Source organism: Rhodopseudomonas sp. NSM (assembly GCF_052445935.1).
Taxonomy (GTDB): Bacteria; Pseudomonadota; Alphaproteobacteria; order Rhizobiales; family Xanthobacteraceae; genus Rhodopseudomonas.
In genome coordinates this window covers 277,146-302,158 of the sequence record NZ_JBQTCH010000006.1, presented here as the reverse complement: position 1 = coordinate 302,158, position 25,013 = coordinate 277,146, and the positions used below count along the sequence as shown (strand labels likewise).

Annotated in this window: 21 protein-coding genes; 1 reads left to right on the top strand and 20 read right to left on the bottom strand. The window is 66.8% G+C overall.

All coding sequences use genetic code 11. The features are described 5' to 3' along the window. Nucleotides 1–147 precede the first annotated feature (147 nt). The gene (locus tag ACTZWT_RS17250) at nucleotides 148–1,089 is read left to right on the top strand and encodes a LysR substrate-binding domain-containing protein (protein ID WP_444770896.1); all 942 of its coding nucleotides are present in this window, start codon (nucleotides 148–150) and stop codon (nucleotides 1,087–1,089) included. Nucleotides 1,090–1,120: 31 nt separating this feature from the next. Here the strand turns inward: ACTZWT_RS17250 and ACTZWT_RS17245 are convergent, their stop codons facing one another. The 20 genes from ACTZWT_RS17245 to ACTZWT_RS17150 all read right to left on the bottom strand — a co-directional run bounded on the left by ACTZWT_RS17245 (nucleotide 1,121) and on the right by ACTZWT_RS17150 (nucleotide 24,984). After that, on the bottom strand, nucleotides 1,121–2,809 hold the full coding sequence (locus ACTZWT_RS17245; protein ID WP_444770895.1) for a methyl-accepting chemotaxis protein: 1,689 nt from the start codon (nucleotides 2,807–2,809) through the stop codon (nucleotides 1,121–1,123). A gap of 330 nt (nucleotides 2,810–3,139) precedes the next feature. Continuing rightward, nucleotides 3,140–3,874, bottom strand: a complete 735-nt coding sequence (locus ACTZWT_RS17240; protein WP_444770894.1) for a superoxide dismutase — start codon at nucleotides 3,872–3,874, stop codon at nucleotides 3,140–3,142. 194 nt (nucleotides 3,875–4,068) lie between these two features. After that, on the bottom strand, nucleotides 4,069–5,088 hold the full coding sequence (locus ACTZWT_RS17235; RefSeq protein ID WP_444770893.1) for a lipid A deacylase LpxR family protein: 1,020 nt from the start codon (nucleotides 5,086–5,088) through the stop codon (nucleotides 4,069–4,071). A 284-nt stretch (nucleotides 5,089–5,372) separates the two neighbouring features. Next, nucleotides 5,373–7,529, bottom strand: a complete 2,157-nt coding sequence (gene pnp, locus ACTZWT_RS17230) for a polyribonucleotide nucleotidyltransferase (protein WP_444770892.1) — start codon at nucleotides 7,527–7,529, stop codon at nucleotides 5,373–5,375. A 345-nt stretch (nucleotides 7,530–7,874) separates the two neighbouring features. Further along, nucleotides 7,875–8,144 (bottom strand): 30S ribosomal protein S15, encoded by a 270-nt coding sequence (gene rpsO, locus ACTZWT_RS17225; protein WP_322514780.1) that lies wholly within the window; start codon nucleotides 8,142–8,144, stop codon nucleotides 7,875–7,877. Between the two features lie 2 nt (nucleotides 8,145–8,146). Then, nucleotides 8,147–9,259 carry a tRNA pseudouridine(55) synthase TruB gene (gene truB, locus ACTZWT_RS17220; RefSeq protein WP_444770891.1) on the bottom strand — a complete coding sequence of 371 codons (1,113 nt, stop codon included), beginning with the start codon at nucleotides 9,257–9,259 and terminating at the stop codon, nucleotides 8,147–8,149. Continuing rightward, nucleotides 9,259–9,669 (bottom strand): 30S ribosome-binding factor RbfA, encoded by a 411-nt coding sequence (gene rbfA / locus ACTZWT_RS17215; protein WP_444770890.1) that lies wholly within the window; start codon nucleotides 9,667–9,669, stop codon nucleotides 9,259–9,261. The genes truB and rbfA overlap by 1 nt, the downstream gene beginning before the upstream one ends. A gap of 146 nt (nucleotides 9,670–9,815) precedes the next feature. Continuing rightward, a complete protein-coding gene (infB, locus tag ACTZWT_RS17210; protein WP_444770889.1) occupies nucleotides 9,816–12,464 on the bottom strand; it encodes a translation initiation factor IF-2 in 2,649 nt (882 codons plus the stop codon). Then, complete coding sequence (locus ACTZWT_RS17205) at nucleotides 12,457–13,281, bottom strand: RNA-binding protein (RefSeq protein WP_444770888.1); 825 nt, start codon at nucleotides 13,279–13,281, stop codon at nucleotides 12,457–12,459. Before ACTZWT_RS17205 ends, infB begins: the two co-directional genes overlap by 8 nt. Nucleotides 13,282–13,341: 60 nt before the next feature. Beyond that, on the bottom strand, nucleotides 13,342–14,964 hold the full coding sequence (nusA, locus tag ACTZWT_RS17200) for a transcription termination factor NusA (RefSeq protein ID WP_444770887.1): 1,623 nt from the start codon (nucleotides 14,962–14,964) through the stop codon (nucleotides 13,342–13,344). Between the two features lie 2 nt (nucleotides 14,965–14,966). Then, nucleotides 14,967–15,746 carry a ribosome maturation factor RimP gene (gene rimP / locus ACTZWT_RS17195; protein WP_444770886.1) on the bottom strand — a complete coding sequence of 260 codons (780 nt, stop codon included), beginning with the start codon at nucleotides 15,744–15,746 and terminating at the stop codon, nucleotides 14,967–14,969. A gap of 527 nt (nucleotides 15,747–16,273) precedes the next feature. After that, nucleotides 16,274–16,972 (bottom strand): tRNA (guanine(46)-N(7))-methyltransferase TrmB, encoded by a 699-nt coding sequence (locus tag ACTZWT_RS17190; protein ID WP_444770885.1) that lies wholly within the window; start codon nucleotides 16,970–16,972, stop codon nucleotides 16,274–16,276. 193 nt (nucleotides 16,973–17,165) lie between these two features. Further along, the gene (locus ACTZWT_RS17185) at nucleotides 17,166–17,585 is read right to left on the bottom strand and encodes a helix-turn-helix domain-containing protein (protein WP_444770884.1); all 420 of its coding nucleotides are present in this window, start codon (nucleotides 17,583–17,585) and stop codon (nucleotides 17,166–17,168) included. Between the two features lie 196 nt (nucleotides 17,586–17,781). Continuing rightward, a complete protein-coding gene (gene lnt / locus ACTZWT_RS17180) occupies nucleotides 17,782–19,392 on the bottom strand; it encodes an apolipoprotein N-acyltransferase (RefSeq protein WP_444770883.1) in 1,611 nt (536 codons plus the stop codon). An 11-nt stretch (nucleotides 19,393–19,403) separates the two neighbouring features. Then, nucleotides 19,404–20,534: a hemolysin family protein gene (locus tag ACTZWT_RS17175; protein WP_444770882.1), complete on the bottom strand. Its 1,131-nt coding sequence runs from the start codon at nucleotides 20,532–20,534 to the stop codon at nucleotides 19,404–19,406. A gap of 1 nt (nucleotide 20,535) precedes the next feature. Beyond that, a complete protein-coding gene (gene ybeY, locus ACTZWT_RS17170; protein WP_444770881.1) occupies nucleotides 20,536–21,054 on the bottom strand; it encodes an rRNA maturation RNase YbeY in 519 nt (172 codons plus the stop codon). Between the two features lie 68 nt (nucleotides 21,055–21,122). Further along, nucleotides 21,123–22,190 carry a PhoH family protein gene (locus ACTZWT_RS17165; RefSeq protein WP_444770880.1) on the bottom strand — a complete coding sequence of 356 codons (1,068 nt, stop codon included), beginning with the start codon at nucleotides 22,188–22,190 and terminating at the stop codon, nucleotides 21,123–21,125. A gap of 5 nt (nucleotides 22,191–22,195) precedes the next feature. Further along, the gene (gene miaB / locus ACTZWT_RS17160; protein ID WP_444770879.1) at nucleotides 22,196–23,620 is read right to left on the bottom strand and encodes a tRNA (N6-isopentenyl adenosine(37)-C2)-methylthiotransferase MiaB; all 1,425 of its coding nucleotides are present in this window, start codon (nucleotides 23,618–23,620) and stop codon (nucleotides 22,196–22,198) included. A 96-nt stretch (nucleotides 23,621–23,716) separates the two neighbouring features. Then, nucleotides 23,717–24,370: an HAD family hydrolase gene (locus ACTZWT_RS17155; RefSeq protein ID WP_444770878.1), complete on the bottom strand. Its 654-nt coding sequence runs from the start codon at nucleotides 24,368–24,370 to the stop codon at nucleotides 23,717–23,719. Nucleotides 24,371–24,552: 182 nt separating this feature from the next. Next, the gene (locus tag ACTZWT_RS17150) at nucleotides 24,553–24,984 is read right to left on the bottom strand and encodes a Fur family transcriptional regulator (protein ID WP_444770877.1); all 432 of its coding nucleotides are present in this window, start codon (nucleotides 24,982–24,984) and stop codon (nucleotides 24,553–24,555) included. Nucleotides 24,985–25,013 lie beyond the last annotated feature (29 nt).

The window sequence follows — 25,013 nt, the reverse complement described above, 5'->3', positions numbered from 1 at the left end:
CGCGGCATCTCTTCCTGGGGTGATGCTGTTGTGTTGGCCGTTGGCTGGCCGCTGAATCAGCGTCGCCCGGCAGGCACAGACTGGATCAGTTCTACGATCAGGTCCAGTCGAATTGATTTTGCATCTCGATCAGATTATCTGATCGACATGGTGACGCTCCGTCAGCTCCGCTATTTGTCCGCCCTCGCCCGCTTCGGCCATTTCGGCCGGGCGGCGGAATCCTGCGCCGTGACCCAGCCGGCGCTGTCGATGCAGATCGCCGATCTGGAACGCACGCTCGGCGTCAAGGTGGTGGAACGCCGGCCCGGCGAGGTGTTCCTGACCGAGATCGGCCGGGAAATCGCCCGCCGCGGCGAGGACCTGCTGACGGCGTCGCGCGATCTGGTGGATTTCGCCCGCCACCGTACCCGGCCGCTGACCGGCCGGCTGACGCTGGGGGTGATTCCGTCGCTGGCGCCGTATCTGCTGCCGAAGCTGCTGCCGCTGCTGCAGCAGCGCTACCCGGAGCTGCGGCTGGAGCTGCGCGAGAGCCAGACCCGGCAACTGGTCACCGAGGTCGGCAGCGGCGCGCTCGACGCCGCGCTGCTGGCGCTGCCCGCCGGCAACCGCGAGCTCGATACGATCGCGCTGTTCGACGACGAATTCCTGCTGGCGGTGCCGGCCGACGATCCGCGGCCGGAAACCGCGACGGTGGCGGTCGACGAGATCGACCAGTCGCGGCTGATCCTGCTCGAGGACGGCCACTGCCTGCGCGACCAGGCGCTGGCGTTCTGCGCAACCGCGCGCAACCGCGCGATCGCCATCGGCGGCACCAGCACCACCACCTTCGGCGCCTCCAGCCTCACCACGGTGATCCAGATGGTCGCCGCCGGCTACGGCCTGACGCTGATCCCGCAGATCGCCGCCGAGATCGAACGCCGCGACACAAGGGTGAAGTTCCTGCGGCTGCGCCGGCCGCAGCCCGGCCGCACCATCGGACTGGCGTTCCGCAAGACCTCGCCGCGCCGCCAGGACTTCGAAGCGCTCGGCGACGTGGTGAAGGAAGGCGTCGGCGGGGCGCCGGCAGCGGCGGCGCAGCCGGCGGCCTGATCGCAATTCGGCGAGCGCGACGCCCCTGCGCTCAGCCGCCCGCCGCCATTGCGGCGGCTTCGGCGGCGGCGCGCTGCATGCTCGACGACATCTCGCCGGTCACCGTGCTCTGTTCTTCGACCGCGGCGGCCGTCGAGGTGACGTATTCGCTGACGTTCTGGATCGCACTCTTGATCTTGCCGAGCGCGCCGACCACGTCGCCCGAAATGCCGTTCAGATTCTCGATCTCGGCGCCGATCTTGTCGGTGGCCTGCTTGGCCTGATTGGCGAGATTCTTGACCTCCGAGGCGACCACCGCGAAGCCGCGCCCGGCCTCGCCGGCGCGCGCCGATTCGATCGTCGCGTTGAGCGCCAAGAGATTGATCTGCCCGGTGATGTGGCCGATCAGTTCGACGATCCCGGTCATCGCCTGCGCGGCCTCGTTGAGCCGGTTGGCCTGGCCGTCGGCGGCGTCGACCTCGCCGACCGCGGACAGCGCCGTCTCGCGCGACTTGGTCATCGCCTCGGAGATTTCGCGCACCGACGCGTTCAGCTCCTCGGCGCCGGCGGCGACCGATTCCATCATCCCGCGCACCCGCTCGTTGCCGAGCCGGACCAGCACCTGCCGGGTGGTGTCGGTGGCGTATTTCACCACCTTGAACGGCTTGCCGTTGAGATCAAGGATCGGATTGTAGGACGCCTGGATCCAGACCTCGCGGCCGCCCTTGCCGATCCGCTTGTACTCCGCGGCCTGATACTTGCCGGCGGCGAGCTCGGCCCAGAATCTGCGATAGGCGTCGCTGTCGCGCTCGGCGGGCGCGACGAACATCGAATGATGCCTGCCCTTGATCTCGGCCAGCGTGTAGCCCAGCGCCTGCAGAAAATTGTCGTTGGCGACCAGGACGGTGCCGTCGATCGCGAACTCGATCACCGCCTGCGACTTGCCGATCGCGGCGATCTGGCCGGCGAGGTCGGCGGTCGCGAGCTTCTGCGCGGTGACGTCGGTGGCGAATTTGACCACCTTGAACGGCCGGCCGGATTCGTCGAGGATCGGATTGTAGGACGCGAGAATCCAGACCTCGCGGCCGCCCTTGCCGATCCGCTTGTACTCCGCGGCCTGATACTTGCCGGCGGCAAGCTCCGTCCAGAACTCGCGATAGGCCGCGCTGCCGCGCTCCGCCGGCGTGACGAACATCGAATGATGCTTGCCCCTGATTTCGTCCAGCGTGTAGCCCAACGCGCCGAGAAACCCCGCATTGGCATCGAGGATGGTGCCGTCGAGCGCGAATTCGATCACCGCCTGGGCGCGGCCGATCGCCGCGATCTTGCCGGCGTCTTCCAGCGCGCGCCGCTTGGCGGGTGTGATGTCGGTCGCATACTTCACCACGCAGACCGGCTCGCCGTCCTTGTCCAGCACGGGATTGTACGAGGCCTGGATCCAGATGTCGCGGCCGCCCTTGGCGACGCGCTTGAACTCGCCGCTCTGATAGTGACCGGATTTCAGATCGGCCCAGAACCGGCGATAGGCGTCGCCGCCGATCTCCTGCGGATCGACGAACATGCTGTGATGCTTGCCCTTGATCTCGTCGAGCGCGTAGCCGAGCGCCGCGAGAAAGTTCTCGTTCGCATTCAGCACGACCCCGTCGAGACTGAACTCGATCATCGCCTGGGAGCGATTGAGCGCGTCCAGAACCGCGGCGGAGGACGCGGCATTGCCGGCGCGCTTGAACAAGGAGAACATGAAGGGGCCTTTGTGAGAGAGCAGCCGACGAACCGTCGAGCGGCGGGCAGGCACGAGTCATTCCGACTCGCGTCGGTACTATCGCAATGATGACTTAACGATCGCCTAGCCCTGAAAATGGACGGCTGCTCAATTTCTGCATCACCGATTCGACGAGGAAGTGATCGCCATTCCGCGCGTCGTCGCGCCGGTCGACCGTTCAACTCAGGGATGTACAGGGAGGTGCAAAGAGGCGCCGGCGCGGCGACGCGATCGCTCTGCAGAACAAGCCGGGCGACATTCCGGTTCGTGCAACGCGCCCGGAATGCCGCCTCCGATCCGCGTCCGCGCTCAGACGCCGAGCGTGCCGGCCCTGGCGGCGGCGTAACGCTCGCCGACCTTGCTCCAGTTCACCGTATTCCACCACGCCTTGAGATAATCGGCGCGGCGGTTCTGGTAGTTGAGATAGTAAGCGTGCTCCCAGACGTCGTTGCCGAGCAGCACGCGCTTGCCGTCCATCAGCGGCGTGTCCTGATTCGGTCGCGCCTCGATCGCCAGCTTGCCGTCGTTGGTCACCGTGACGAAGACCCAGCCGGAGCCGAACTGCTTGCCGCCGGCGGCGTTGAAATCGGTCTTGAACTTCTCCATGCCGCCGAGGTCGCGATCGATCGCGGCCAGCACCTCGCCGGACGGCTTGCCGCCGTTCGGGCCCATGATCTGCCAGAACATGGTGTGATTGGCGTGGCCGCCGAGATTGTTGCGCACGCCGGTGCGGATCGCCTCCGGAACGCTGCCGAGATTGCCGAGCACCTCCGGCACCGGCATCTGCGCGAGCTTCGGGTGGTCCTTGGCGAAGCCGTTCATGTTGCTGACGTAGCCCTGGTGATGCTTGCCGTGGTGGATCTCCATGGTCTTCGCGTCGATATGCGGCTCCAGCGCCGCGGCCGGATAGGGCAGCGGCGGCAGCGTGAACGGACCGGCCGGCGCGGCGGCGGCCTGCGCGAACGCCCCGCGCGGCGCCGCCATGGCGGCAGCGGCGAATCCGGTAGCGGCCATCATCAGATGGCGACGGGACAGCATGGTCATGGTTTCCTCCAGTTCGGCTTCAGGGCGTGCACGTCATCTACGCCCGCCGGGGACCGCAGTTTCTGACGGAACTGCGACTTCGCTGCGGCGGAGTAGCGCAGCGCGTGGCGATGTCCTGCTTGACCGCACGAGGCGCGGTACGCCGCGTCCCCTTCCGCACCCTGCCCCGAGCGGTGACGCCGGAGCCGCCGGCCTCAGAAATGATAGGCGAGCGTCAGCGAGCCGTAATCCGAATAGGACCGGGTCTGCGTGGTGTATTCGCGCGACCGACGGACCCAGCTCAGCGAGGCCAGGAAGCCGGCCTGATTGAAAACCTCGGCGCCGGCGACGAGATCATAGACGAAGGATTCGCGGGTGACGTGCAGGCCGCTGCTGAAGGTGTTGCCGTCGAGGAAGATGTTGCGCGCGACGCCGCGCGCCTGCACGCCGCCGAACAGCGAGAAGCCCCAGAACGGCGCGGCGGGATCCGGGCTGACGAAATTCGCGCCGGTCACGCCGGGGCGAATCAGCGTCGGCCCCCAGGTGGTCGACAGCGCGCGGCCGAACCGGACGATCGCGCCGGCTTCGCCATAGGTGAAAACGTTGCCGGCGGTCAGTCCGACCGACGGGATGATGTCGGCGCCGAAGCCGTTGCCGAATTCGGTGCCGAACTTCCAGCGCCGGTCCCACGCCACCAGCACGCCTGGCTCGTTGCGGAGTTCGTAGCCGTTGATGACGGGCTTGGCCTGATTGAGCAGGCTGTGGAAGCTCGACTGCACCGCCTCCGCCAGCGACGCGCGCCCGCCGACGGCGCCGACCTGAACCTCGAACGAATCGAGCTGACGGCGATCAGTCTCCTGCGCGACGCTGAAGCCGGTATAGAGCCAGCCGCCGAACGGACGGTCGACGCCCGGCGTGTAGACGCCCCTGGTGTCGCGATCCGGCGTGTAGATGTTCTGCGCCAGCGCGATCCATTCGAACTGCTGCTTCACCGAGCCGCCCGGCGCGCCATAAGTCACCAGCGCAGGGCGGACCAGATCGAACATCTGCCCGGCGAGCAGATCGCGCGAGAAATTGTCGAACACGAAAGAGAGCCGGAAGCCGGACGTGTAGTCCCGATCGGTATCGGCGACCGTGTCGTTCTCGCCGATCAGCACCGCGCGCTGCGCGAACGCACCATGCGAGAGCAGCGTCGCGATCGCGACCGTGGCGAGCCTGGCAGTCCAACGGCGCATGACGGAATGATCTCGCGAGGTGCGTCCGGCGAGTATCGGGGCAGACGCCCCGCCCCGCAAGGCCGGCTCGACGCCCGAGCGTCAAGGAACAGTGGGCGGCGCGGTGATCGTGTCGAGACGGACACAGTGCGCAGCCGGCCGGCCGACGGCGACGGCCCGCGTGCAACGAAAAGGGGCAGCCTGCGCGGCCGCCCCTGATCATCCATCGGTCATATTGCCCATTCGGGCCGCAGTTCGCGCAGGGAGGGTTCTGGTCGACCCAGAGCCGGCTCCCGATCCGCGGACTACTCGCCGGCGGCCTGGGCCGGGGCTTCGCCTTCGGCCTTCTGCTTGGCCTCGAGGTCTTCGCCGGTCTCCTGATCGACCACGCGCATCGACAGCCGGGTCTTGCCGCGATCGTCGAAGCCGAGCAGCTTGACCTTGACCTTGTCGCCTTCCTTGACGACGTCGGAGGTCTTCTGCACCCGGCCGGAAGCGAGCTGGCTGATATGCACCAGGCCGTCCTTGGCGCCGAAGAAGTTCACGAAGGCGCCGAACTCCATCACCTTGACGACGGTGCCTTCGTAGATCTCGCCGACTTCCGGATCGGAAGCGATCGACTTGATCCACTTGATAGCAGCCTTGATCGACTCACCATCCGACGAGGCGACCTTGACGGTGCCGTCGTCCTCGATGTTGACCTTGGCGCCGGTCTTCTCGACGATCTCGCGGATCACTTTGCCGCCGGTGCCGATCACTTCACGGATCTTGTCGGTCGGGATCTTGAAGGTCTCGATGCGCGGCGCGTGTTCGCCGAGCTCGGCGCGGGCGCGGTCGAGCGCCTTGGACATCTCACCCAGGATGTGGATGCGGCCGTCCTTGGCCTGGCCGAGCGCCACCTTCATGATCTCTTCGGTGATGCCGGCGATCTTGATGTCCATCTGCAGCGAGGTGATGCCCTGCTCGGTGCCGGCCACCTTGAAGTCCATGTCGCCGAGATGATCCTCGTCGCCCAGAATATCGCTGAGCACCGCGAAGCGCTCGCCTTCCAGGATCAGGCCCATCGCGATGCCCGCGGTCGGCCGCTTCAGCGGCACGCCGGCATCCATCAGCGCCAGCGAGGCGCCGCACACCGACGCCATCGAGGACGAGCCGTTCGACTCGGTGATCTCGGAGACGACGCGGATGGTGTAGGGGAACTCGTGATGCGGCGGCAGCACCGGACGGATCGCGCGCCACGCCAGCTTGCCGTGGCCGATCTCGCGGCGCTTGGTACCACCGAGGCGACCGGTCTCGCCGACCGAATAGGGAGGGAAGTTGTAGTGCAGCAGGAACGTCTCCTTGTACGTACCTGCCAGCGAATCGACGTACTGCTCGTCTTCGCCGGTGCCGAGCGTGGTGACCACCAGCGCCTGGGTCTCGCCGCGGGTGAACAGCGCCGAACCGTGGGCGCGCGGCAGCACGCCGGCTTCGGCGATGATGCTGCGGACGGTCTTCGAGTCACGGCCGTCGATGCGCTTGCCGGTGTCGAGGATGTTCCAGCGAACGATCTTGGCCTCGAGCTCCTTGAACACGCCGCCGATGCGCTGCTTGTCGTATTTCGGCTCTTCGCCTTCCGGGAAGAAGTGCGCGATCGCCTTTTCCTTGACCTTGCCGACCGCGGCGTAGCGCTCCTGCTTGACCGGGATCGCGTAGGCGGCGCGCAGCTCCTGCTCGACCAGGCCGAGCATTTCCTTCTCGATCGCCGAATCGTCGATGACGACGAGTTCGCGCGGCTCCTTGGCGGCCTTCTCGGCGAGCTCGATGATCGCGTCGATCACCGGCTGGAAGTGACGGTGACCGAACATCACCGCGCCGAGCATGATCTCTTCCGACAGCTCCTTGGCTTCGGACTCGACCATCAGCACCGCGTCGGCGGTGCCGGCGACGACCAGCTCGAGCTGGGTCTCGGGCATCTCGTCGAGCACCGGGTTGAGCACGTATTCGTCGTTGATGAAGCCGACGCGGGCGGCGCCGATCGGACCCTTGAACGGCGCGCCGGACAGCGTCAGCGCCGCCGAGGCGGCGACCATCGCCAGAATGTCCGGATCGTTCTCCATGTCGTGCGACAGCACGGTGATGATCACCTGCGTCTCGTTGCGCCAGCCGTCGGCGAACAGCGGACGGATCGGGCGGTCGATCAGGCGGGAGACCAGCGTCTCCTTCTCGGTCGGGCGACCCTCACGCTTGAAGTAACCGCCGGGGATGCGGCCGGCCGCGTAGGTCTTTTCCTGGTAGTCCACGGTCAACGGCAGGAAGTCGACGCCTTCGCGCGGCGACTTGGCGGCGACCACGGTGGCGAGCACGATGGTCTCGCCATAGGTGGCGACGACGGCGCCGTCGGCCTGGCGCGCGACCTTGCCGGTCTCGAGCTTGAGGGGACGCCCACCCCAATCGATTTCGACGGAATGCTTATTGAACATCGGGTGTCTCTTTCATCGTTTTCCGCGACGACCGGACGCCAGATACCAAAAGACCATGCGCAAGATTGCGGGACGCTGGCGACCCGAAGGTGCGAGCAGCGTCCGGCGATCCTGCCATGGTCTCGAGGTGGAAAATGGCGTTCAGTCCTCCCGGGTGCGGGCGCGCGACCTTCGCGGTCGTCGGCCCACGGGGCGGGCTCGGTGGCCCGTTGACGGCCCAGCCGCCGGATGCGGCTGAGCAAACACACAGGCGAACTCAGAGCGCCTGTGTGGACGGTTCGGCCGGACGCGGCGGGTGGAAGCGGCGATCCGCTTTCGTGCCTCGCCCGGCGGACGCAGCTTCGATCAGCGACGGATGCCGTGCTTTTCGAGCAGCGCCTTGTAACGCGCCTCGTCCTTCTTCTTGACGTAGTCGAGAAGTGAACGGCGCGTCGACACCAGCTTCAACAGCCCGCGACGCGAGTGATTGTCCTTGGTGTGGGTCTTGAAATGCGCGGTGAGGTTGGCGATGCGTTCCGACAGGATCGCGACCTGGACCTCGGGCGAACCGGTATCGCCGGCCTTGTTGGCATTGCCCTGGATGACTTCCGCTTTGCGTTCTGCGGTAATCGACATCGTCAGATACTTTCCTTAGCGTTCGAACTGGCGGTCAGTCCGGAGAGGTTGAACACGCGCTTGGGGATGAGTTCGCCATTGCCGAGCTCGGCGAGGGCCAGAAGCCGGCCTGCCACCGTCACATAGACTGTGCCGCTAGTATTGGGCGCATCCCGTCCGCGCAACAAAACGGCTTGGCCCCGATGGAGCCTTGCCGCATCAGCCCGTGTGACGGCCAGTGCCGGGATGTCGTCCAGCGCGGTCTCAACGGGCAAAAGCGCGTCGGCGAGGCTGCCCTCGCCAGACGCGGCTCTATCGCACAAAGCCTGCAACTGTTCCAGCGGAATCATGTCCGCCTCGTCGAACGGCCCGACCAGGGTCCGGCGCAGCGCGCAGATATGGCCGTAGCAGCCGAGCAGCCGCCCCATGTCGCGTGCCAGAGCCCGCACATAGGTTCCCTTGCCGCATTCGGCCTCGAACACCGATTTTCCGCTATCATCATGTTCGACAAGGGTTAATTCGTGAATCTCGACCGGCCGGGGAACCAGCGGCACGATTTCGCCGTCGCGCGCCATGTCGTAGGCGCGCTCGCCGGCGATCTTGATGGCGGAATATTGCGGCGGGGTCTGCTCGATCAGGCCGGTGAAGCGCGGCAGCAGCGCCCGGATCGCCTCGGGCGTCGGGCGGATCTCGCTGGTCTGCGTCACCTTGCCTTCGGTATCGTCGGTGTCGCGCTCCTCGCCCCACGCCACGGTGAAGCGGTAGCGCTTGCGGCCGTCCATCACGAACGGCACCGTCTTGGTGGCCTCGCCCATCGCGATCGGCAGCCCGCCGGAGGCGAGCGGATCGAGCGTGCCGGCGTGGCCGGCGCGCTTGGCCGAGAACAGCCGCTTCACCACCGCGACCGCATGGGTCGAGGTCATGCCGATCGGCTTGTCGAGCACCACCCAGCCGTGGACGTCGCGCTTGTCGCGGCGCGGCTGCTTGTTGCCGCCGCCGCCGTCCTTGCCTCGGGCATTGTTGCGCGGGTCGTTGTTGTCGCGCGGCTTGCGGGCCTGCGCCGAGGAGGCGTCGTCGGCGCCGTCGAGCTGCGCATCGTGCGGAGCGAGCGTGGCGGCGGGGGTGGTCATCGTCATCAGTCCTGGTCCGAATCGTGTTCGAGGTCTTTCTGCACCGCGGGCGTGCGGAGCAGCTTTTCGATCCGCTCGGCTTCGGCGAAGCGCTCGTCGATGCGGAAGCGGAGGTCGGGGGCGAATTTGAGGTTGACGCGGCGGGCGACCTCGCCGCGCAGGAAGCGCTTGTTCTGCTCGAGCGCCTCGAGCACCAGCTTCTCGTCCTTGCCGCCGAGCGGCATCACATAGACGGTGGCGAGCTTGAGGTCGGGCGACATCCGCACTTCGGGCACGGTGATCAGACGGGTTTCCAGCACCGGATTGTGCACGCCGCCCTGGCTGAGAATGTCGGCCACCGCGTGGCGCACCAGCTCGCCGACGCGAAGCTTGCGCGGCGAGGCGCCCTGGCCGGTGGGTTTCTGATTGCGCGGCATGATCGTCTCTCAAAACTGTCGTCATGCCCGCGCTTGTCGCGGGCATCCACGCCTTTGATACGGAAAAGGAAGCCGTGGATGGCCGGGACAAGCCCGGCCATGACGGTCTTCTGCTTAGATCCTCGGCTCGACTGTAAGACTTGGACTTACAGCGAGCGCTGGATGGTTTCGACGCGGTAGCACTCGATCACGTCGCCGGCGCGCATGTCGGTGTAGTTCTCGAACGCCATGCCGCATTCCTGACCCGACTGCACTTCCTTCACTTCGTCCTTGAAGCGCTTCAGGGTCGACAGCTTGCCCTCGTGCACCACGACGTTGTCGCGGATCAGCCGGACATTGGCGCCGCGCTCGACGGTGCCGTCGGTGACGCGGCAACCGGCGACCTTGCCGACCTTGGAGATGTTGAAGATCTCCAGGATCTGCGCGTTGCCGAGCATGGTCTCGCGCAGGGTCGGCGCGAGCAGGCCGCTCATCGCCTTCTTAATATCGTCCACGAGGTCGTAGATGATGTTGTAGTAGCGGATCTCGATGCCGTTGCGCTTGGCGGCGGCGGCCGCTTCCTTGTTGGCGCGGACCGAGAAGCCGAGGATGACGGCGCTGAAGCCTTCGGCCAGCGTGACGTCGCTCTCCGAAATGCCGCCGACGCCGGCGTGCAGGATGCGCGCGGCGACCTCGTCGGTGCCGAGCTTCTCCAGCGAGCCGAGGATCGCTTCGAGCGAGCCCTGCACGTCCGCCTTGACGATCAGCGGGAAGTCCTTGCGGCCGGTGGTCTTGAGCTGGCTCATCATCTGCTCGAGCGAGCCGCGCATGCCCACGATGGAGGCGGCCTTCTCGCGCTTCTGATGCGCACGATAGCTGGTGACCTGGCGGGCGCGGGCTTCGTTCTCGACCACGGCGAGACGATCGCCGGCCTCGGGCGGGCCGTTGAAGCCGAGCACTTCGACCGGGACCGAGGGACCGGCGGAGTCCACGGTGTCGCCCTGATCGGAAATCAGCGCACGGACGCGGCCCATCTCGGCGCCGGCGACGATGATGTCGCCGACCTTGAGGGTGCCGCGCTGGACCAGCACGGTGGCGACCGGACCGCGGCCGCGATCGAGCTTGGCCTCGATCACGGTGCCTTCGGCCGGGCGCTGCTCGTTGGTCTTGAGGTCGAGCAGTTCGGCCTGCAGTGCGATCATCTCGAGCAACTTGTCGAGATTGGTCTTGTTCTTGGCCGAGACCTCGACGTCGACGACGTCGCCGCCGAGCGATTCGACCTGGACGTTGTATTGCAGCAGTTCGGTGCGCACGCGCTCCGGCTTGGCGTCCGGTTTGTCGATCTTGTTGATCGCCACGATGATCGGAACGTTCGCCGCCTTGGCGTGATTGATCGCCTCGATGGTCTGCGGCATCACGCCGTCGTCGGCCGCCACCACCAGGATGACGATGTCGGTGACCTTGGCGCCGCGGGCGCGCATCGCGGTGAACGCGGCGTGGCCCGGGGTGTCGATGAAGGTGATCTTCTTGCCGCTCTCCGGCGAGGTCACCTGATAGGCGCCGATATGCTGGGTGATGCCGCCGGCTTCGCCCGACACCACATTGGCGTGGCGCAGCGCGTCGAGCAGCGAGGTCTTGCCGTGGTCGACGTGGCCCATCACGGTCACCACCGGCGAACGCGGCTCGGTGTCGGTGGAATTGTCGACGACGTCGAACAGGCCTTCTTCAACGTCCGACGCGGCGACGCGCTTGACGGTGTGGCCGAGTTCTTCGGCGATCAGTTGCGCGGTGTCGGCGTCGATCACGTCGTTGATCTTGTGCATCGCGCCCTGCTTCATCAGCAGCCGGATCACATCCACCGCCCGCTCCGACATGCGGTTGGCGAGTTCCTGGATGGAAATGGCTTCGGGGACGATGACTTCGCGCACCAGCTTCTCTTTCGGCTCGTTCGAGGCGTGGCCCTTGAGGCGCTGGGTGCGGCGGCGGAACGACGCGATCGAACGCTCGCGGACGTCGTCGGCGGTGAGCGCGGTGACCAGCGTCAGGCGGCCGCGCTGCTTCGACGCGCCGGGCTTGGCGGCCGGCTGCTTCGGCGGGGGCGCCGGACGGGCGGGGCCGCCGCCGGGACCGCGGCGAACCATCCGCGGAGCCTCGTCGTCGTCACCGGCTTCGGCGGCGACGGCCGGCGGGCGCGTGGTCGTCGTGGTCACGGGCGCGCGCGGCGCAGCGGTGGCGCCAGCGGCCGGGCGGCCGCCGTCTGCCGGCTTCCGCGCGGCGGGCTCGGTCTCGCCGAAGCGCTTCTTGGCCTCGGTTTCGGCCTTGCGCTTGGTCTCTTCCTCGTTGCGGTGACGCTCTTCCTCGGCCTTGCGGCGGGCCTCGGCGGCTTCGCGCTCGGCCTTGTCGACGACTTCCTGCGCGGCGCGGCGCTGCGCCTCGATCTCGGCCAGACGGCGTTCCTCGACCTCGCGGACGCGGGCGTCGGCGAGCGCGGTGGCGCGCGCGCTGCGCTCGTCCTCGGTCAGGGTCCTGAGCACCATGCCGCTGCGCGCCTGCTGCTGCGGCGACGGGCGGGGCTGCTGCCGGGGCGACGGCGGGGCCGGCGCGGGCGCGGGCTTCTTGGCGACTTCGGGCGCTGCCGGCTCGGGCGCGCCGTCGCCGCCGATGCGCCGCTTGCCGCGCTTCTCGACCACCACCTGCTTGCTACGGCCGTGGCTGAAGCTCTGGCGCACGACGCCCTGCTCGACGCGCGGCTTGAGCGTCAAGGTCTTGGACGGCATCGACAGAGTCTTGTCGCCAGGAGTTTTCGTATCAACCATTCAGTCGTCCCAATCTCTCAACGTTGTGCGCGTTCGCACAGACTTCATCAGCAGCGTCTTCGTCAGCAGCGTCTTCGTCAGCGGCGTTGGCGTCAGCGGGGCTGTCGTCAGCAGCGTCGTTCGGCGTTTTGATCGGCGGTCCTGCAATCACCGCAGTGCCATTGCCGTCGTCCGCCAGCCGGTATCGGACCAGGATCTGGCAGCGCGACAGGAATGTTCGTCCGGCCGGGCCCGCAAGCAGGGCAGCATGTATCACATTTGACCGCCCCAATGCCAAATCCAATTCTTCGGAATTGAGCACCGTAATGACGGGAAATTCCCGCGAGCCGGTCGCATTGCCGTCAATTTGCCGGGAAAGCGCGCCGAGCTTGCGGATTCCGTCGGCCGCGCCGTCGGCGGCATGCAGCATCGCCACCGCCTCGCCGGCCTTCAGCGCCGAGCCGACCTTGCCGAAACCCGACACCACCTGACGGGCCTTGGCGGCGATCGCCAGCGCGTCGCAGACCGATTGCACCAGCAGCCGCTCGATGTCGGCCGCCAGCGTCGGGGCGACCTTGACGTCGCGCTTGAAACCCCGGGCGAACACCCTGCGGCGGACCGCCTGCTCGACCATCGCCCGCGACCCGGTGACCCAGAGACCGCGGCCGGGCAGCTTGCGCTTCAGGTCCGCCACCACCTCGCCGGTGGGCGCGACCACGAAGCGGATCAGCTCGTCGGTCGGCCGGACCTGCCGCGTGACCGCGCACATCCGCTCGGTCGCGGACTTTTTGGTCCGCGGTCCGTCGTCGAGATCTGCAGCATCGGCGGCAGCGAGCATTCGGTCGATCGGCCTTTCATGTCTCGAAACGCGTTGGTTCGGATCGCGAAGCCACGGCGGCTACTCCGCCTCCGCTTCGATTTCCGCTCCGGCGTCCTCGCCCTTGCCGTTCTTGGCGAGTTCTTCCTCGGTGATCCAGCCGGCCTTGACGCGGGCCTGCATGATCATGTCTTCGGCCTCGTCGCGCGTCACGCCCTCGACGCCGTCGAGAATGCCGGCGAACTTCACCGGCTCGGCGCCTTCCTTGCGCTCGGTCCAGCCGACCAGATCGTCGGTGGCGCAGCCGGCCAGATCCTCGACCGTCTTGACGTCGCCCTCGCCGAGCTTGACCAGGATCTTCGAGGTGACGCCGGGAACGTCCTTGAGGGCGTCCTCGACGCCGAGTTCCAGCCGTCGCGCTTCCATTTCCGTCTCCACCCGATCGAGATATTCGCTGGCGCGAGCCTGCAGCTCGGTCGCGGTTTCCTCGTCGAAACCTTCGATCGAGGCCAGTTCGCGGATATCGACCAGCGCCAGTTCCTCGACCGAGGTGAAACCTTCGGAGGCGAGCAGCTGGCCGACCACTTCGTCGACGTTCAGCGCTTCCATGAACACCCGGGTCGAGTTCTCGAAATCGGCCTGGCGGCGCTCGGATTCCTCGGTCTCGGTCAGGATGTCGATGTCCCAGCCGGTGAGCTGCGAGGCCAGACGAACGTTCTGGCCGCGACGGCCGATCGCAAGGGATAATTGGTTATTGGTGTCGGGAACGACAACCTCGATGCGCTCGCGATCTTCGTCGATCACGACCTTCGAGACTTCGGCCGGCGCCAGCGCGTTGACCACGAAGGTGGCGATGTCCGGCGACCACGGGATGATGTCGATCTTCTCGCCCTGCAGCTCGTTGACCACCGCCTGGACGCGCGAACCGCGCATGCCGACGCAGGCGCCGACCGGATCGACCGACGAATCCCGCGACACCACGCCGATCTTGGCGCGCGAGCCCGGATCGCGGGCGACCGCCTTGATCTCGACGATGCCGTCGTAGATTTCCGGCACTTCCTGCTGGAACAGCTTGGCCATGAACTGCGGATGGGTACGCGACAGGAAGATCTGCGGGCCGCGGGTTTCGCGGCGGACGTCGAAGATGTAGGCGCGGACGCGGTCGCCGTTGCGGAACGACTCGCGCGGCAGCATCTCGTCGCGGCGGACGATCGCCTCGCCGCGGCCGAGATCGACGATCACGCTGCCGTATTCGACGCGCTTGACGACGCCGTTGACGACGTCGCCGATGCGGTCCTTGAACTCCATGTATTGCCGGTCGCGCTCGGCCTCGCGCACCTTCTGGACGATCACCTGCTTGGCCGACTGCGCGGCGATGCGGCCGTATTCCAGCGGCGGCAGGGTGTCGGCGATGGTGTCGCCGACCTGCGCGCCGGGATTGGCGCGCTGCGCGTCCTTCAGCGAGATCTGGTTGGCGGCGTTCTCGACCTGGTCGACCACCAGCATGTGGCGCGACAGCCGCAGCTCGCCCTTCTTGGCGTCGATCTCGGCGTGGACGTCGGTCTCCGAGCCGTAGCGGGCGCGCGCCGCTTTCGCGATCGCGTCTTCCATCGCGGCGATCACGATGCCGCGGTCGATCGATTTCTCCCGCGCCACCGCGTCGGCGATCTGCAGCAATTCAAGCTTGTTGGCGCTGACGGCCATGGTCAGTCTCCCTCGGACAGGTCGGTGTCGCCACGCCGCGACCTGTCGGCGGCGAGGCGATGTTGCTTGGTGTTCTTCGGCTTCGGCTTGGCGACCGGCGCGACCGGCGGCTTCGGCTTGGGTTTCGGCGCGTTGCTCTTCTTCGGATCGCTGCGCTTGGCGTGCGGCGGCGGCGGCGGCGCGAGCCCGAGGCTCTGCTTCAGCTCGCGTTCGGCCTGCTTGCCGCGGCGCATCGATTCGGCAATCAATTCGTCGGTCAGCACCAGCCTTGCGTCGCCGATGTCGTGCATCGGCAGCAGCACCAGCGGGTCTTCGTCCTTGACGCCCTCGCGCTGGATCCGGATCGCGTCGCCCTCGACGCCGTCGAGCAGACCGCGATAGCGCTTGCGGCCCTGATGCGGCACCGCCATCTCGATCTTGACCAGATGGCCGCTGTAGCGGGCGAAATCCGAGCGCCGCACCAGCGGACGGTCGATCCCCGGCGACGAAATCTCCAGCCGGTAGGCCTTCTCGATCGGGTCGGTGACGTCGAGCACCGGCGACAGCGCCTTGGACACCGCCTCGCAATCCTCGATCAGCATGGTGCCGTCGGGCCGCTCGGCCATGATCTGCACGGTGCAGCCGGACTCGCCCGAGACCTTGATCCGCACCAGCCGATAGCCCATCGCCTGCAGCACCGGCTCGGCGACCGCGCCGAACCGCGCAGCGACGCCGGGCTCGACCACCAGGCGCGGCTCGTCCAGCAAATCGGGGGCGACGGAACTGGCGATAGGATCGGTCATATCCGGGTCGATCGAATTTTGGCGGTCAGGTTGGGGCAGTCTCAGCGGCCTTCCGATGGCTGTCAGCGGCAATCCGGAGATTTCGGTCCGGGCGATGCGTTTCGGGTCACAATGATACGATCGGGTAATAAAAAAGAGCGGGTCCCGGGGGGCCCACTCTCGATACGCGGTCGTATGAGAATTTCTGAGTGGCGATGATATAGCGGTTTTCCGGCCGACCGGCAAGGGCCGCGGGAGGCGGCCCGCCCCCACCATGGAACCGCGCCGGGACGGCGGACGGCCGTTCAAGTTTTGCCTATCAGCATGTCGTCGCCGCGCAGGCCCGGGCGGTCGCAGATGAAAGTTCGCGGCCGCGACGCGCATCACCCTCCCCTGGAGGGGGAGGGTGACGATAGCCCGATCGAATAAGCTCGATCAGCATCTCGATTTGAAGCCGCGTCGCAGAGGCCTTGCTCCACTCCGGAAGCCAGCGGTTATGGGTCCCCGCCTGCGCGGGGACGACTCGTTTTGGGGGCGGCGGTCGCGTATCAGGTAGCGAGCCTGCGGAACCGCAGATAGGCGGCGCGGCGGCCTTCGCGTTCGGCTTTGCGGCCGTAGCGCGTCATCGTGTAGTTGGGCCACGGCTTGCGCCAGTCGTCGGCGCGCTCGGCGCACCAGTCGAATGCCGGCGCGCGCAGCAGATGCGCCAGCGTCCACGCATTGTAGCTGTCGATGTCGCTGACGAAGCGGAATTCGCCGCCCTCGGCGAGCGCCCGCGCCATCGCGCCGACCATCGCATCCTGCACGAAGCGCCGCTTCCAGTGCCGCCGCTTCGGCCACGGATCCGGATGAATCAGATCGATCCGCGCCAGCGAGCGCGGCGGAACCCAGGCCATCAGCGCCGCCGCATCGCCGGCGAACAGGCGGATGTTGCGGATGTCGTCGTGCTCGATCCGGGCCAGGATCTTGGCCATGCCGTTGACATAGGGCTCGGCGCCGATGAATCCGGTCTGTGGATGCGCCAGCGCCTCGGCGACCAGATGCTCGCCGCCGCCGAACCCGATCTCCAGCCGCACCGCCTCGACCGGCGGCCCGAACAGTTCGACCAGCGACACCGGCGCGGGCGCGGCGATGTCGAGCGAAAGACGCGGCAGCAGATTGCCCACCAGATCGGCCTGATGCGCGCGAAGCTTGTGGCCCTTGCGCCGCCCGAAGAACGAGCCCTGAGGATGTACCGATTCATTCATGTCGATGAACGCCGTTTGAGGGATGCACACGCGACGCGTCGTCGGCTGAACGCGACGATCAATAATGATCACGGGCGGGCCAGCTTTACGTGCAGAGCCGGAATTAGTTCAACCCCATAAAACGCAATCGCCGCGATCCGCGGCACTGAATTAGTTCAGCGCGCGGATCGCGGCGGTTAATCAATTGCTAAGATCAGCGAGACTCGGCCGGCTCGCGCGCGGCGATCTGTTCGACCAGATCGACGATGCTGCGGCGAAGCTTGGCGTCGCCGATCCTGGTGAAAGCGCGGGTCAACGCCAGGCCTTCGGAGGTCGCGAGAAAATCGGAAACATAGGACGGCGACGGCGCTTCGCTGAAACCGCTGCCATTGGCGAGGCCGCCGCTGGGACCGCCCTCGAACAGAAACGACACCGGCACTTGAAGAACTTCCGAGATCTGCTGGATACGGCTGGCGCCGACGCGGTTGGTGCCCTTCTCGTATTTCTGCACTTGCTGGAAGGTCAGGCCCAATGCTTCGCCGAGCTTTTCCTGGCTCATGCCGAGCATGATGCGGCGCATGCGCACACGGCTGCCGACGTATTTGTCAACAGGATTGGGCGCTTTGGTCGACATCTCACTTACTCCTCGAGGCACATGCAGTCGCAAACGGAAAGCGAAAGCGATCGCGGGTTGGAATACGCCTGAAATATCGGAGCCGTCAAATGTCTTCGGATGCCGGCGTTAATAGACGCCATCGGGGAAACGCAATTCACGCACGTGCGCATTTTATCCAGCTTAATCTCTGGTTGCGCGGCTGCGCTGCGTACTATCACCGGGGTGATGGTCGCCTTCGTAATAGTACAAGCATCAGCGAAAGCGCAACCATAACAGCAGCAGGAAGTTCGCCGACTCTCGCATAGACAGTGGGCGGGATCGGTTGCGGCAGTGTCGCGTCGAGCACACCTTCGACGCCGAGACCGAGCCGTCCGACGATCCGGCCCACCGGATCGATCACCGCCGAGATACCCGTATTTGCGGCGCGCACCAGCGGCAGCCCTTGCTCCACCGCGCGCATCCGCGCCTGCTGCAGATGTTGATACGGACCGGTGGAAACGCCGAACCAGCCGTCATTAGTGAGATTCAGCATCCATCCGGGGCGCTGGCCGCGAATCTCGATCTCGTCGGGGAATATCGCCTCGTAGCAAATCAGCGGCAGTAGCGGCGGCGCGTTCGGCAGATCGAGAGTCTGCCGCTTCACGCCGGGCAGGAAACCACCCTGCACCTTGGTGAGTTGCACGAAACCGATTTTCTCCATGAAGTTCTGAAACGGCAAGAATTCGCCGAACGGCACCAGATGAAGCTTGTCGTAGACATTCAGAATTGATCCGTCGTGATCGATCGCATAGATCGAATTGTAGGCCCGGGTAATACGGCGGCCCGGCGGCATATCAGGCGGTCGAACCGATCCGGTGAGTAAAATGGTGCCTTTTGGCAACAGTTCGGCGATCTGCGCCATCGCGTCGGCTTCGCGCGCGAGGAAGAACGGAAACGCCGATTCCGGCCAGATCAGCAGGTTGACGTCACGCACGCCTGTCGCGCCGGGGCCGGTCGCGCGGTCCGACAAAGTGAGGTATTTCTGCATCACCTCGGCCTTGGCGGAGTAGTTGAAGCGCTGGTCCTGCTGCACGTCGGGCTGCATGATCCGCAGCCGGACGTGGTCGACCAGGCGGGTCGGCGTGAGCTGCAGCCGGATGCCGCCATACGCCGCCATCGCGATCAGCACGCCGAGTGCGGCGGCGGGCGCGAGCCAGCGCCGGCGGGTGTCGGCGCGATCGTCGAACAGCACGGCCGGGCTGGCGAACACCGCGACCGCCACGAAGGTCAGCCCCCACAGCCCCACCAGCGAGATGCTCTGCGCCAGCGCCAGCGGCTCGGTCAGCGCATAGCCGAACGCGTTCCACGGAAAGCCGGTCAGCACATGGCCGCGCAGCCACTCGCCAATGGTGAGGCTGACGGCGAGCGCCAGCACGCGCATCGCGTCGGGCCGCCACAGCAGCCGCGCCAGCGCGAAGCCGAGCGCCGTGAACAGCGCCAGATACGCCGGCAGTCCGGCGATCGCGACCGGCAGCAGCCAGGCGAAGGTCTGGGCATCGACCAGAAACGCGTAGCCGATCCAGTACAGCCCCGGCACGAAGTAACCGAAACCGAACCACCAGCCGGCCATCGCGGCCGCCGGCACGCCGCGCCATCGGCCGGCCCCGGAGCCGTCGATCAGCCACACCACGATCGGGAACGTGACGAACAGGATCGGCCAGGCGTTGAACGGCGCCATCGCCAGCGACGACAGCGCGCCGGCGAGCACGGCGATGGCGGCGCGCTTCCAGCCCCATGCGAGGATGATGCTCGATGCGGCTCGGCTCAACAGGATTGGCAATGTCACGTGGTGCTCGCTCAGTCGCCGGGCGGCGAGGGATTCGGACTGGTCGGTTCGGCGGGCGGAGGGGCGGTCTGATCGGCGGCCTGGTCGCGGCGGCGAGTCTCGCGCGGCCGCACGACGGGGCGTTCCTTGCGGATGCCGATGCGCAGCCGCTTGACGCGGCGCGGGTCGGCATCGAGCACCTCGATCTCGTAATTGCCGGGGCCGGAAATCACTTCGCCGCGCACCGGCAGCCGGCCGACATGATTGACCAGATAGCCGCCGAGCGTCTCGACGTCCTCGCCGGCCTCGCCGGTGACGAAGCCGTTGCCGATCATCTCGCGCGCATCCTCGAGGCTGGTGCGGGCGTCCGCAACGAACGAGCCGTCGGCCTGCTGCACGATCGAGGGCGGCTCGGCGCTGTCGTGCTCGTCGTCGATCTCGCCGACGATCTGTTCGACGATGTCCTCGATCGAGACCAGCCCGTCGGTGCCGCCGTATTCATCGACCACCAGCGCGAGATGGATGCGGGCCGCCTGCATCTGCGCCAGCAGATCGATCGCGCGCATCGACGGCGGCACGTACAGCAGCTTGCGGATGATGCCGGTCTCGGTCAGCGGCATCTTCAGATCGATCGCGCGCAGATCGAGCCCGGCCGGCAGCGCCTTCTTGCGCTTGGCGACGGTCTCCGGCGCGACCTTGGCCCTTGCGGTCATGAACGCGACGAGATCGCGGATGTGCACCAGCCCGACCGGGTCGTCGAGCGTCTCGTCATAGACCACCAGGCGCGAATGCGCCGCGCCCTGGAACAGACTCATCAGTTCGCCCAGCGCGATGTCCTGCTTGATCGCGACGATGTCGGCGCGGTGCACCATGACGTCGGCGATGCGGCGCTCGTGCAGCCCGAGAATGTTGCGCAGCATGGTGCGCTCGAGCGCGGTGAAGCCGGTGTCGTCCGCCGGGCTGGTGTCGAGCACCACCTGCAGATCGTCGCGCACCGAGCCCGGCTTCCAGCCGAACAGCGAGCGGATGGCGCGGACCAGCCAGGCGGCGCCGACCGGCCGCAGCACCTCGCCCTGATGCACCACCGCCGGCAATTGCTGGGCGCGGGGTAAGTCCTGCTCCGATGGCTGGGTTGCGCTCTGCGCTCTGTCGCCGTCCGGCATGTCAGCTCACCCGATCCTGATCGGCATAGGGGTCCGGAATGCCGAGGCCGGCGAGAATGCGGCGCTCGGCGCCTTCCATCGTCTCGGCGTCGGCGTCGGTCTCGTGGTCGTAGCCGACCAGATGCAGGAAGCCGTGGACCGCCAGATGGCTGAGATGATGATCGAACGGCTTGCTCTCGTCGTCGGCCTCGCGGCGCACCGTCTGGTACGCGATCGCGATGTCGCCGAGCAGTTTCGGCGCGACGTCCGCGCCCTGGGAGGCGTCCTGATAGTCCGGCTGCGGCGCCGGAAACGACAGCACATTGGTCGGCTTGTCCTGGCCGCGATACGAGGCGTTGAGCGCGCGGATGCCGTCGTCGTCGGTCAGCATCACCGCGAGCTCGGCCGCGCCGGTGTCGGCGTCGACCATCGCGGCGGCGGCTTCGATCGCGCGCAGCACGATCGCTTCGGCGGAGGCCTCGCACCGCCAGCAATCGGCGGCGATCACGACCTCGGTGGCGGGATTGGCGGAACTACTCATCGGTCCTAAATTACTGCCCCGAGCCGCCCCGATGCAATCGGCACGACTCGCAAAACTGGATTGTGACATCAGCCTGCGCCGCCCGTCGGCTTCGGCGGGATCCCCTCATAGGCGGCGACGATCCGCGCCACCAGCTCGTGGCGGATGACGTCCTCGGCGGTGAATTTGACCTGGGCGATGCCCTCGACGCCGGCCAGCAGCTTCACCGCCTCGGACAATCCCGAGGTCTGGCCGTTCGGCAGGTCGACCTGGCTCGGGTCGCCGGTGACGATCATCCGCGAGTTCTCGCCGAGCCGGGTGAGAAACATTTTCATCTGCATCGAGGTGGTGTTCTGCGCCTCGTCGAGGATGATCGCGGCATTGGTCAAAGTGCGGCCGCGCATGAAGGCGAGCGGCGCGATCTCGATCTCGTTGGTCTGCAGCGCGCGCTCGACGATCCGCGAATCCATCAGATCGTACAGCGCGTCGTAGATCGGCCGCAGATACGGGTCGACCTTCTCGCGCAAATCGCCCGGCAGGAAGCCGAGCCGCTCGCCGGCTTCGACCGCGGGGCGGGTCAGGATGATCTTGTCGACCTCCTTGCGCTCGAACAATTGCGCCGCATGGGCGACCGCGAGCCAGGTCTTGCCGGTGCCGGCCGGGCCGACGCCGAACACCAGCTCGTGCCGCTTCAGCGCCCGGATGTAGGAATCCTGCGCCGCGGTGCGCGCCCGCACCGGGCGCTTGCGCAGATTGATCGCCTCGAACGCGCCGGCGGTCGATTTGCTGTCGAACTCGAACAGCGAGCCCTGCGCGATCACCGCGCGGATCGCGCCCTCGACGTCGCCCTGGCTGAGATCGCTGCCCGCCACCGCCTGGGCATACAGCGCCTCCAGCACCCGCCGGGCGGCGTCGCAGCCCTCGCGCGAGCCCGCGATGGTGATGTGGTTGCCGCGCGAATCCACCACCACGGCGAGCCGTCGCTCGATCTGGGCGAGGTTCTGGCCATACGGCCCGACCAGCGCCGAGGCGGCGCGGTTGTCGTCGAAGGCGACGACGACCTGGGTCTCGGGTTGGGTCTCGGGCCGGGGCGGGCTGTCGCGATCGAGCTTGCGGCGGGACATCAGCGAGGACGAATCCGATACGCTTTTTGCCAAGGGGCTCAGGCTCCAGTAGCGGCCAGAGGAGGTGCATGCTGCTGCGGCGGCATGGCCGCAAGTTCGCCGAGCAGGCTGTAGCGCTCGAGGCTGTCGATCCGGACCGGGAGGACCTGCCCGACGATGCTGTCGGGCGCCATCACATGACCTGGAAAAACATGACCAGGAAAAACATGGGCGGGCTGCAGATAGGCGGTGCGGCCGACGATCTGGCCCGGCTTGCGGCCGGCGCGCTCGAAAAGCACGTCCACGGTCCGGCCGATCGCGGCCTTGTTGAAGGCCGATTGCTGAGCGTCGATCAATTGCTGGAGCCGCTCCAAACGTTCGTCCATCGCCGCTGCGGGCACCATCTCCGGCATCTCCGCCGCGGGCGTGCCGGGCCGCGGCGAATATTTGAACGAATACGAACCAGCGTAGCCGATTTGTGTGACCAGTGCGAGCGTCGCTTCGAAATCCGCCTCGGTCTCGCCGGGGAATCCGACGATGAAATCCGACGAAAACGCGATCTCCGGGCGCACCGCGCGGAACCGGTCGATCACCCGGCGATAATCCGCCGCCGTATGCCTGCGGTTCATCGCCGCCAGAATCCGGTCCGAGCCCGACTGCACCGGCAGATGCACGAACGGCATCAGGGCGTCGAGGTCGCGATGCGCCGCGATCAGGTCGTCGTCGACGTCGTTGGGATGGCTGGTCGAATAGCGCAGCCGGACGATGCCTGGAACCGCCGCCAGCCGCTGCAGCAGGCGGCCGAGCGTCCAGGGCCGGCCATCCGGGCCGTCGCCGTGATAGGCGTTGACGTTCTGGCCGATCAGCGTGAGTTCGCGGACGCCGTTGTCGGCGAGCCGCGCGACGTCGTCGAGGATCGCCGCCACCGGGCGCGAGACTTCGGCGCCGCGGGTGTAGGGCACCACGCAGAAGGTGCAGAACTTGTCGCAGCCTTCCTGCACGGTGACGAAGGCCGAGATGCCGCGGGCCCGGATCGCCTCCGGGCGCGGCTGCGGCAGGAAGCCGAACTTGTCGGCGACCGGGAACTCGGTCTCCAGCGCCCGGCCGGCCTGCGCCGCCTGCGCCAGCAGGCGCGGCAGATGATGATAGCTCTGCGGGCCGACCACGACATCGACCGCCGGCTGACGCCGGACGATCTCCTCGCCCTCGGCCTGCGCGACGCAGCCGGCGACCGCGATCTGCATCTTCCGTCCGCCTTTGGCCGCCTCGTCGCGCGCCAGCCGCAGCCGGCCCAGCTCGGAATACACCTTCTCGGAGGCCTTCTCGCGGATGTGGCAGGTGTTCAGGATCACCAGGTCGGCGTCGTCGACGCTGGCGGTCTCGACGAAACCCTCCGGCGCCAGCACGTCGACCATGCGCTGGGCGTCGTAGACGTTCATCTGACAGCCATAGGAGTTGATGTGCAGCTTGCGCGGCGGGGCCATGACAACCGGGTTTCGAGGGTGAAGGAGCCCTGCCTTACAGGGCAAAGGCGGCGAAATCCAGCCGGCGGACCGCATGCGCCCCCTCCGCGTGCAGTTTTATCGAATAATTTCAGGCAATTGCCGCATATCATCGAACACCGCGGCGGCGCCGGCGGCGCGCAGCCGCGCGTCCGTGCTGGGCAGGCAATGGCTGCCGCCGACAAAGCCCAACACCTCCATGCCGGCGGCACGCGCGCCGAGGATGCCCGGAACGCTGTCCTCGATCACCACGCAGCGCGCCGGCGGCACCTGCATCTGCCGCGCCGCATGGAGAAACAGGTCCGGCGCCGGCTTGCCGCTCTCGACCTGCTCGGCGGAGAACAGGTTTGGCGCGAAGCGCGCGTACAGGCCGGTGCGGGTCAGCGCGAAGGCGATGCGTTCCAGCGTGCCGCTGGAGGCGACGCAGACCGGCTGCACGATGCTGTCGAGCGCATCGTTGATGAAGGGAATCGGTTCGAGGCTTTCGGCGAAGCTGCGCAGCAGATCGGCAACTAACTGCACTTCGAGCTGGTCGTCGAAGGCGCGGCCGAGTTCGGCCTCGATCTCGCGCCTCGCCTCGCGGCCGGAGCGGCCGAGGAAGCGCTCGGCGACCTGTTCGGTGGTGATCGGATAGCCGTGGCGGGTCAGCGTCTGCGCATGGACGCGGCAGGAAATCACTTCGCTGTCGACCAGCACGCCGTCGCAATCGAAGATGACGAGGTCGTAAGTCAATCACGCCCTTTCGTTTCCACCGTCATGCCCGGGCTCGTCCCGGGCATCCACGCCTTTCAGCGCCGGCCAGGTTCAAAGACGTGGATGGCCGGGACAAGCCCGGCCATGACGAGTCGTTCACACAACTATTCGACCTCGTATTCGACCTCGAGCGAGGCTGACAGCGCGCGACGCCCGACGGCTCAGGCCTTGTCGTCGTCGAGCGGGACGCAGTACAGTTCGAGCCGGTGATCGACCAGCTTGTAGCCGAGCTTGCGGGCGATCTCGGCCTGCAACGTCTCGATCTCTTCGTTGGTGAACTCGATCACCTTGCCGTCGCGCAGATTGATCAGGTGATCGTGATGGCTGTCGCGCATCTGTTCGTAGCGGGCGCGGCCCTCGCGGAAATCGTGCCGCTCGATGATGCCGGCGTCCTCGAACAGCTTGACGGTGCGGTACACGGTCGAGATCGAGATCTTGTCGTCGACGGCGACGCAGCGGGTGTACAGCTCCTCGACGTCGGGATGATCGACCGACTCGGCGAGAACCCGCGCGATCACGCGCCGCTGTTCCGTCATGCGCATGCCGGTAGCGGCACAGCGGGCTTCGATTTCAGTGGCCTTCATATCGGACATCGGCGTCAACGCATTGTTGGAATTGGACG